Source organism: Pseudomonas moraviensis subsp. stanleyae (assembly GCF_036283065.1).
GTDB lineage: Bacteria > Pseudomonadota > Gammaproteobacteria > Pseudomonadales > Pseudomonadaceae > Aquipseudomonas > Aquipseudomonas stanleyae.
On sequence record NZ_JAADJI010000004.1, the window covers coordinates 496,430 to 505,137 of the forward strand.

6 protein-coding genes are annotated in these 8,708 nt (G+C 60.1%); 3 read left to right on the top strand and 3 right to left on the bottom strand.

The window, feature by feature from the left end; all coding sequences use genetic code 11:
• The first annotated feature begins 70 nt into the window (after nt 1-70).
• Genes mksB through mksF form a run of 3 tightly spaced genes read left to right on the top strand, consistent with a single transcriptional unit; the run spans nt 71 to nt 4,879 of the window.
• Nucleotides 71-1,351 carry an Mks condensin complex protein MksB gene (mksB, locus tag GXB78_RS09720; RefSeq protein ID WP_329515222.1) on the top strand — a complete coding sequence of 427 codons (1,281 nt, stop codon included), beginning with the start codon at nt 71-73 and terminating at the stop codon, nt 1,349-1,351.
• Nucleotides 1,341-2,042 (top strand): Mks condensin complex protein MksE, encoded by a 702-nt coding sequence (gene mksE, locus GXB78_RS09725; protein WP_016773189.1) that lies wholly within the window; start codon nt 1,341-1,343, stop codon nt 2,040-2,042. Before mksB ends, mksE begins: the two co-directional genes overlap by 11 nt.
• Nucleotides 2,039-4,879, top strand: coding sequence for an Mks condensin complex protein MksF (mksF, locus tag GXB78_RS09730; RefSeq protein ID WP_039761238.1), 2,841 nt, complete (start codon nt 2,039-2,041; stop codon nt 4,877-4,879). Before mksE ends, mksF begins: the two co-directional genes overlap by 4 nt.
• Before the next feature lie 179 nt (nt 4,880-5,058).
• Here mksF and GXB78_RS09735 read toward each other — a convergent pair whose 3' ends face one another.
• From GXB78_RS09735 to GXB78_RS09745, 3 genes are read right to left on the bottom strand one after another with little or no spacing between them, the layout of a single operon-like run.
• A complete protein-coding gene (locus tag GXB78_RS09735; RefSeq protein WP_329515223.1) occupies nt 5,059-7,362 on the bottom strand; it encodes a PqiB family protein in 2,304 nt (767 codons plus the stop codon).
• The gene (locus GXB78_RS09740; protein WP_329515224.1) at nt 7,355-7,978 is read right to left on the bottom strand and encodes a paraquat-inducible protein A; all 624 of its coding nucleotides are present in this window, start codon (nt 7,976-7,978) and stop codon (nt 7,355-7,357) included. The genes GXB78_RS09735 and GXB78_RS09740 overlap by 8 nt, the downstream gene beginning before the upstream one ends.
• On the bottom strand, nt 7,965-8,624 hold the full coding sequence (locus tag GXB78_RS09745) for a paraquat-inducible protein A (RefSeq protein ID WP_042609676.1): 660 nt from the start codon (nt 8,622-8,624) through the stop codon (nt 7,965-7,967). The genes GXB78_RS09740 and GXB78_RS09745 overlap by 14 nt, the downstream gene beginning before the upstream one ends.
• Between the last annotated feature and the right edge of the window lie 84 nt (nt 8,625-8,708).

Below are 8,708 nucleotides of genomic sequence, written 5' to 3' on the forward strand. Positions count from 1 at the left end.
GAGAGTGAATCGCCACGCCTGTGATGCAGTACAATCGCCGCTTTTAATCGCCAACCAGCCGGCCATTCCGATGATCGAACCCAAGCGCGTCTTGCGCGCCCTCGCTGAACACTGGGCACTTCTGGAGCCACTGTGCGAGCACTTCGACCAAGGCACCCTGAGCCTCAACGAACTGCGCACGCAACTGGCCGCCCAACAACTCGACAGCACGCCGCAGGACATCACCAGCCTGCTCGACGTGTGGATTCGCCTCGATATTCTGGTTCCGGTGGCGAAAAGCCCGAACCGTTTCGAGCTCAACGCGCAGATCCACGACTTCCTCGCTTACCTGCGCCGCGAACACCGCCTCGGCCTGTGCCTGGAAATCGAAGCCTACCTGCGGCATCTCGAGCGCCTGGCCGGTTATATCCAGGACGCTTTCGAGGTTCGCGACGGCAACGACCTGGCGCGCCAGTTGCGCTTGCTCGACATGCGCGTGCGCGACGTACTGAAGAAACTCGACAACGACGAACAGGCGCTGGTGGCCGTGGCCGAACGCGCGAAAACCAGCGACCGGCAGATTCCGTTGCGTCAGCGTTACGCCGAAGTACTGGCGACGTGGGACGAATACGTCGAGCCGATGATCGATCTGGTCAACGCCGACGGCGCCTTCGAACAAGGCGTGCGCAAGGTCGAAACCGTGCTGCTGAAGATGCTCAGCGAACAGCAGCGCCTCGGCCATCTGGTCGATGACGACATGCTCCTGCGCACCCACGCGCGCATCCTCGAGATGCAGACCAGTGCGCAATTGACCCTGCGCCATGCCCGCGAACTGCTGCTGCCGTTGCGTGAAGAAGCGCGTCGGCACAATGCCGTCACTCGCGGCGCCGCACTGGCGCTGGCAGCGATCCGGCGCAAAGGCATCGACGCCGTGCCGCAAGCCGCAATGCCGCTGTTCACCCGCCCACAGAGCACCTTCCTTGGCAGCGCCAGTCAGGTCGAAGCCTACGTTTATGCGCTGGCGCGTTTCGAGCCGAAACCGGCGCGCTTCCCCAAGGCGCACAAAACCCAGAAGGTGGGCGACGCTCCACGTGCACCGCGTACCGTGCGCGAGATGGTCGACCGCTGCGAAGAATCGCTGCCGATGCCGGATCTCATGACCTGGCTGCTGGAACAGGAACCGGACGGCGCGACCGACGAATTGCTTTACTGGTTCTCGCGCCTTTCGCGGGAAAAACGCTTCAAGCGCGAGCGTCTGGAACGCCGCGAATACCACACTCACGAGCACCAGGTCAGCCTGCGCTCCTTCGCCCTGCTCTCGGCCAGCGATACCGCCGCCGAGGATTCTGCGAGCATCCCCCATGCATCTTGATCTATCCGAACTGTCGCAACTGGCGCCGATCTTCCGCGAGTTGTTCAAGGGTTACCACGTCAGCCGCCGCGATCCTGAGCTGTACGCGCAACTGTCGAACTTCCAGGACCAGTACCGCACGCTGTTCAAGGCGCTGGGTTTTGAACTGGTCTGCGACACCCGTGGTTTCTACTATTTCGTGCCGGACATGGCCGCCGCCGCGGTGAACAAGACTGCCCAGCGTCTGGCGCTGTTCACCTTCATCCTCGTCGAACATCTGGCCGATCAGGGCCGCGACCCGATCGCCGTGCTCGATGGCGGCAGCCTCGGCCGCGAAGAGTTGCCGTCGTTGCTGGATAAATACCGCGACCTGTTCATTCAGGCCGAGGTGCAGACCGTTGAAGAACTCGAAGAAAAGATCATGCGCCGCATGACCCAGCTCGGTTTTGCCGGCGAAGAAAACGGTGTCTACCGCTTCCTGCCGCCGATGCATCGCTTCCTTGATGTGTGCCTGTCGGTGCAACAGGACCGCGATCTGGCGGCCAGTGTGCACAGCGTATTGCCGCTGCCGGCACCGGTGCTGATCGACGAAGAAGCCGAAGCGAAATTCCTCGAAACCGACGATCCACTGGATTTGAGCGAGTTTGAAGAAGAAAGCGAAGAAGACGCACTGGCCCGCGCCATTGCCGAAGAACAGGAGTCCGACGCATGAGCCAGGAACGCTACGGCATCCGCCGCTTTGCCCTTTTGAACACCGCCGGTTACAGCCTCGGCCTGTTCCCGCTGGAAGAACCGCTGTCGGTCTACGGCGCGAACAACCTCGGTAAATCGGCGTCGATCAACGCTTTGCAGTTCCCGATTCTGGCGCGCATGTCGGACATGAGTTTCGGCAAGTACAGCCTCGAACAATCGCGGCGTTTCTATTTCGCTTCCGACACCAGTTACATCCTCGTCGAAGTCAACCTGCCCCACGGCCCGCACGTGATCGGCGTGGTCGGCCGCGGCCCGGGCGGCGGTTTCGGTCACCAGTTCTTCGCCTATGCCGGCAAGCTCGATCTGGCGCATTACCAGAAAAACGACACCTGTCTGCGCCAGAAAGAACTATTCAGCAATCTCGAGAAAGAAGGCCTGAAAGCCTACGAACTCAAGCCCGACGAACTGCGCCGTTTGCTGGTCGGCGGTCACACGTCGATCCCGCTCGACCTGACGCTGATCCCGCTGCGCTCCACCAGCGAGCAGAGCCTGAAGACCTTCCGCGCGCTGTTCATTAACCTGCTGCACATGCGCGAAATCACCGCGGCCAAGCTCAAGCAACTGTTCCTCGATGCCTTCGAGCACAGCCTGCGCTCCGGCAGCGTCGATTACATCGCCGCCTGCGAAGAAGCTTTCCGCGATGTGCGGCGCATGGAGCAGGATTACAACTCGCTCGTTGCGGCCGGCCCACTGGTTGAAGCATTGGCCAACGGCGTGAAACAGCGCGATGTGCTGCGCGGCAAACTGCATCGCCTCTCGCCGCTGCTCGATTCCCTGCTCGGCACCTGGTCGGATTACGCCACTGCGCGCAAGGAAGAGCTGACCATCCAGGCTGAGCACTACCGTCGCGAGCAGGACGATCTGCAAAACGATCAGCGCGGCGGCACGCAGGAACTGATGCGGCTGGAACGAGAAATTTCCGGGATCCAGCGCTGGCTTGGCGAGTTGTCGGTGCTGAAGAACCGCTTCGCTCTGGTCGATGACGTCAAAGTACTCGAGCAACAATTGCTCGCCGCCAAGGATGCCCACGACGAACTCGCCGGTGCGCTGGCACAGTCGCGGCAGTTCAGTGCCGAGGATCTGGAAGAGCGTCTGCGCGATCTGGAAAAACGCCTGAAGTCGGTGAAGCAGCAACTCGATCATGCCGACAACAACAGCTACGCCCGCCTGCGCGAAGAGTTTTCGCAACAGGACGTCGAGCGCCTGATGCGGCTGTTCAACAGCGCCCTGTTCAGCCTGCCGCTGGGCGAACATGGCATCACCCTCGACGAGAACGGCGAGTGGGTCAAATCGGTTGAGCTGATTCTCGATGGCTTCAAAGGCGAGCGCTTCGAAGTGCCGGGCCTGTCGATCGACATCTCGCACATCGAGCCGCCCGCCCTGCAAGCGCTGGCCGACCGCGCCGCGTTGCGCGATCAGAAAGAGCGTCTGGAAAAAGAGCTCAAGCAACTGAAAACCCAGCAAGCCGTGGCCGCCGACCGCGCTGCGAGCAAGACCCAGACCGAAGCGCTGTACCAGCAGGTGCTGGACGCACAGAAGGCGTTGGAAGATTTCCGTCGCACCCAGACGCTGAGCGCCGAAGAAGGCGACAAGCTCGAGCAACTGGCGCAAATGGAAGCCGCGCAGGACGAACTCAAGCGCTCCAGCGATGCCTTCACCGAGCGCGTCCAGCAACTGTCGGCCAAGCTGCAATTGGTCGGCCGGCAGATTGCAGACATGGAAGCCAAGCAACGCACGCTCGACGATGCCTTGCGCCGTCGTCAGTTGTTGCCGGCGGATCTGCCGTTCGGCACGCCGTTCATGGATCCGGTCGACGACTCGATGGACAACCTGCTGCCATTGCTCAACGACTATCAGGACAGCTGGCAGGGCTTGCTGCGTGCCGATGGCCAGATCGAAGCGCTGTACGCGCAGGTGCGCCTCAAAGGTGTGGCCAAGTTCGACAGCGAAGACGACATGGAGCGCCGTCTGTCACTGCTGATCAACGCTTACGCGCACCGCACCGACGAAGCCCTGACCTTGGGCAAGGCGCGGCGCGCGGCGGTCACCGACATCGCCCGCACCCTGCGCAACATCCGCAGTGACTACGACAGCCTCGAGCACCAGCTGGCGCTGTTCAACCGCGAGATCAACAAGCGTCAGGTTTCCAACCTGCAGAGCTTCCGCATCGTGCTAGCGCCGAACAAGGAAGCCCTCAAGCACATCGACCAGATCATCCACAGCGCCGGCCAATACGAGGAAGGCGAAACCCTGTCGGTGTTCGACCTGAGCCAGAGTGCCGAGCAGGACAACAAGAACGAAGAGGCCAAGGAATACCTGGCGCGGCTAGTGGCGGCGAACCACAACCAGCTCGGTCTCAAGGACTTGTTCGAACTGGCCTTCGAGATCACCAAGGTCAATGGCCAACCGGTCATCCACACCGACATCGACGGCGCGGCCTCCAACGGCACGACCATGACCATCAAGGCGCTGACCAACATGTATCTGTTGCTGCACTTGATGGATCGCGATCTGGCCGGCCGCGTGCGTCTGCCGTACTACCTCGACGAGGCGGCGGACATCGACGAAAAGAACCAGGCGGCGTTGCTGGAAACCAGTCTGCAACTGGGCTTCGTGCCGATCCTCGCGAGCGTGAAACCGCAAGTTTGCGCCAGTGTCGCGATCGACCTGGAAGGCGGCAGCGGCCCGGCAGGCATCTACATTGATGAAGCGGACTGGAAGTACATCCGCCGCCATGATGTGGTGAAGGCCACGCTGAATGTGCAGGCGGATGAGCCGGAGCTGGATGCGGTTTGATCGGCTTTAACTGAAGGCAATAAAAAGGGCCGCGATCTGATGGGATCGCGGCCCTTTTTTATGGTTTGGATTTTGTGGCGATTTGCCTGGCCCCTTCGCGAGCAGGCTCGCTCCCACAGTTGGAATGCGTTTCCCCTGTGGGAGCGAGCCTGCTCGCGAAGACGTCTTAACAGACGCCACTATTTACCAAGCTGAATCTTCGGCGCCCAGGTCAGCCATTCATCCTCGAACTTGTCGAACAATGGGAACGTCTGCTCGGACCGCGCCGGATTGCCCATGCGCTCGCCCTCCGGTGTGGCGAAGGCAATGCCGCCCTGAATCAGCGTTTCCAGCGACTCGGTTCGCACCGTCACGCCTTTGAACAACCCGTAATCGAAGCCCACGCCGCTGGTGTTCCAGAAGCGGCTGCCGCTGCGCACCAGTGGTGCGTACTTCGGCTCGATCAGAATGTGCACCAACACACGGTCGGCCGTCTGGCCCAACTCGTAACCGGTCACCTTGCCGACCGTGATTTCACGGTAGGTCACTGGCACGCCCGGCTTGAGCGAACCGCGACGTGCAGCGCTCAACACCAGACTCAGACCCGCTTCCTGCTTGCTGACTTCCGGCGCCTCGGCCAAGGCAACGAAGTTCTTCTGCGGCCCGAGATTTTTCGCTGCCGGCTGGACTTCGATGTATTTACCGGTGACCAGCGTTTCCAGATTCTGCGTCTTGATCAGCCCCAGTTCCGGCTTGACCACCCAGAACTGACTGCCGACCCGGGCGATCTTCTCCGGCACTTCGGTGATGCGAGCGGTGAGGATCACAGACTGCATGTCGTCGGTCAGATCCACGCTCTCGATCTTGCCGACATCCAGCCCCTTGAAACGCACCGGCGTGCCGCTGCTCAAACCGTCGGCGCGATCGACCTTGATGGTCACAACTGCACCTTTCTTGTTCGCCTCGTCGTGATCGGCGAACAGACGGAAGCGCGGGATGCGCTTCTTCAAAGGCGCATTGGCCTGCGGAGTTTCGAACGCAATACCGCCGGCCATCAGGGTTTGCAACGATTCACTCTTCACCTGAATCCCGCCGGTCAAGCCTCCGGTCAGAGTGATGCCGCTGACGTTCCAGAAGCGCGTCGAGGCGTTGACGAGGTTTTCGTATTCCTTCTCGATGTGCACGCCGATGACCAGTTGCTTCTTGGTTCGGGAGAACTGGTAGCTCTGCACCGAACCGACCTTGACCTGCTTGTACAGGATCGGACTGCCAACATCGATCGAGCCCAGCGAGTCGGTGAACAACACCAGATGCAGGCCCGGCGAACGCAGATCCAGCGGCGGGGCTTTCGGGCGCGCCTCGAACTCGCGTTTCGGCGCAGCGCCTTTGTCACCCGGACGCACGGCGATGTAGTTACCTTTCACCAGCGCTTCCAGGCCAGTGATACCGGCCAGGGAAATCGATGGTTTGACCACCCAGAACTGCGTGCCCTCTACCAGGTAGTCCTCAGCCAGCGGATCCAGAGTCAGCTCGGCGGTGGCGCTATTCAAGTCCGGATCGACTTTCAGTGCTTTCAGGTTGCCGACCTGAATGCCCTTGTACATTACCGGCGTGCGACCAGCCTGCAGGCCTTCGAAATCGCTGAGTTTGACTTTCACGCGAATCCCGGCAGCGGCGGCGTCGAAATCTTCGTAGAGACGGAACGGCAGGCTCGGGTCAGTCGGCGGACTGTCCTTGCGATTCTCCGGCGTGGCGAAGGCGATACCCCCGGCGACGATGCTGGCCAGGGATTCGCTGCGCACTTTCACGCCGGACAGGTTGGCGTCGATGCTGATGCCGCTGGCGTTCCAGAAACGCGTGTGTTTGCGCACCAGCTTGGCGTAGGTCGGCTCGATGAACACCTTCAGTTCAACAGTGCTCTGGTCTTCGGAAAGCACGTAGCTTTTCACCTGGCCGACTTTGATCTGCTTGTAGAACACCGGGCTGCCGCGATTCAACGAGCCGAGGCGATCGGCTTTTATAGTCAGGTGCAGACCAGGCTTGGCGTCGGACAGCGGCGGCTCTTCGGCGAGTGCCTTAAACTTGCGCACGGGCTCGCCTTCACCGGGACTGATCGCCACATAGTTACCCGAAACCAAGGTTTCCAGGCCGGTTATACCGGCCAGGGTCACGCTCGGTTTGACCAGCCAGAATCGTGTGCTGGTCTTCAGGTACTGCTCGACGTCCTTGTTCATTTCGATGGTGGCGATCACGCCTTTGGAGTTGCCTTCATCGTCGAGCTTGAGCGTCTTGACCTTGCCAACCGGCATGCCTTTGTAGACCACCTCAGTCTTGTTGGCCTGGATTCCTTCACCACTTTCAAAACGCACCTGTATTTCGATGCCGGTTTCCGACCAGGCACGCCAGCCGAGCCAGCCGCCGATGATCAGCGCAATCAGGGGCAGTACCCAAATGGCCGACCAGTTCGAAGCCGGTCGGGTTTTCGCTACAGGCAAATCAGTCATGGTCGTCGTCCGACTCCGTGTTATCCCAAATCAGTCGGGGATCGAAAGTTACTGCGGCGAGCATCGTCAGAATCACCACAGAGGCGAAGGCGACGGCGCCCAAGTTGGCTTCGACACTGGCTATCCGGCCGAAGTTGACGACCGCCACGAGAATGGCGATCACGAAAATATCGAGCATCGACCAGCGGCCAATGAACTCGATGAAACGGTACATCCAGATACGCTGACGGGCCGACAATGGCTGCCGGCGCTGTACCGAAAACAGCAACAGCGCGATGCCGACCAGTTTGAAAGTCGGCACCAGAATACTGGCAATGAACACCACGGCCGCGATCGGAATCATGCCGTGCTGCACCAGCTGAATCACGCCGGACATGATGGTACTTGGATCACCCTGGCCCAGAGAGCTGACCGTCATGATCGGCAGGACGTTCGCCGGGATATAGATGATGGCTGCCGTGATCAACAGCGCCCAGGTTCGGGTCAGGCTGTTCGGTCGACGAGCGTGAACCTGCGCACCGCAGCGGGTGCAGTTCTGCTCGTCAGCTTCAGCTTCCTGTCTGTTCAGCTCGTGGCATTCGGTGCATACCAGAATGCCCGCATCAATCGCCCGCATGGGCATCCTCTCCTGATAATGCCTGCCAGATCTGATGCGGTGACATCACCACTTCCAGCCAGACTTGCACCAATAACAAGCCAATGAAACATGCCAGCCCGAGGCCGACGGTGATCGCTGCCATATCTGCCAGCTTCACGATCGCGACGAGGACGCCCATGAGGTAGACCTCGAGCATGCCCCAGTCTCTGAGGTGGTGGTAAATACGGTAGAGCAGCAAGCCATAACCGCGGCCGACATTGAAGCGAATCGTCAGTAGTACAAACAGCTGACACAGCAACTTGAGCAACGGTATCGCCATACTGCAGAGGAAGACGACAATCGACACTCCTTGCATGTCGGTATTGAACAGACCGACCACGCCACTCCACACCGTATCCTGTGACGATTGCCCGAGGATATTGAGTTGCATGATGGGTAAAAAGTTTGCCGGTACGTAAAGTAATAACGCGGCAATCACCAAGGCGAGGCTGCGCTGCACCACGTTATGGCGGTGCGCATATAACTCGTAGCCGCAGCGCGGGCAGAGAGCTTTCTCACCATGGGCAAGTGTCGGCTTGCGCATCAGCAGGTCGCACTCGTGACAGGCTATCAAGTCTTCCAGCGGTAAATCTGACAGCCCAGGGGCGTCAACCGATTCTGACATACAGGCTCTGACTCCGAAAAAGATGGGGCTATTCTAGTGTTCTGCTTCGAAAATAACTGTGCAATTTTGTTCGCCGTAACTATG

Bases quoted from the DNA above. Each gene is read 5' to 3' on its own strand.
- GXB78_RS09735 (WP_329515223.1), bottom strand. From the start codon at position 7,362: ATGACTGATTTGCCTGTAGCGAAAACCCGACCGGCTTCGAACTGGTCG.
- mksB (WP_329515222.1), top strand. From the start codon at position 71: ATGATCGAACCCAAGCGCGTCTTGCGCGCCCTCGCTGAACACTGGGCA.
- mksE (WP_016773189.1), top strand. From the start codon at position 1,341: ATGCATCTTGATCTATCCGAACTGTCGCAACTGGCGCCGATCTTCCGC.
- GXB78_RS09740 (WP_329515224.1), bottom strand. From the start codon at position 7,978: ATGCGGGCGATTGATGCGGGCATTCTGGTATGCACCGAATGCCACGAG.
- mksF (WP_039761238.1), top strand. From the start codon at position 2,039: ATGAGCCAGGAACGCTACGGCATCCGCCGCTTTGCCCTTTTGAACACC.
- GXB78_RS09745 (WP_042609676.1), bottom strand. From the start codon at position 8,624: ATGTCAGAATCGGTTGACGCCCCTGGGCTGTCAGATTTACCGCTGGAA.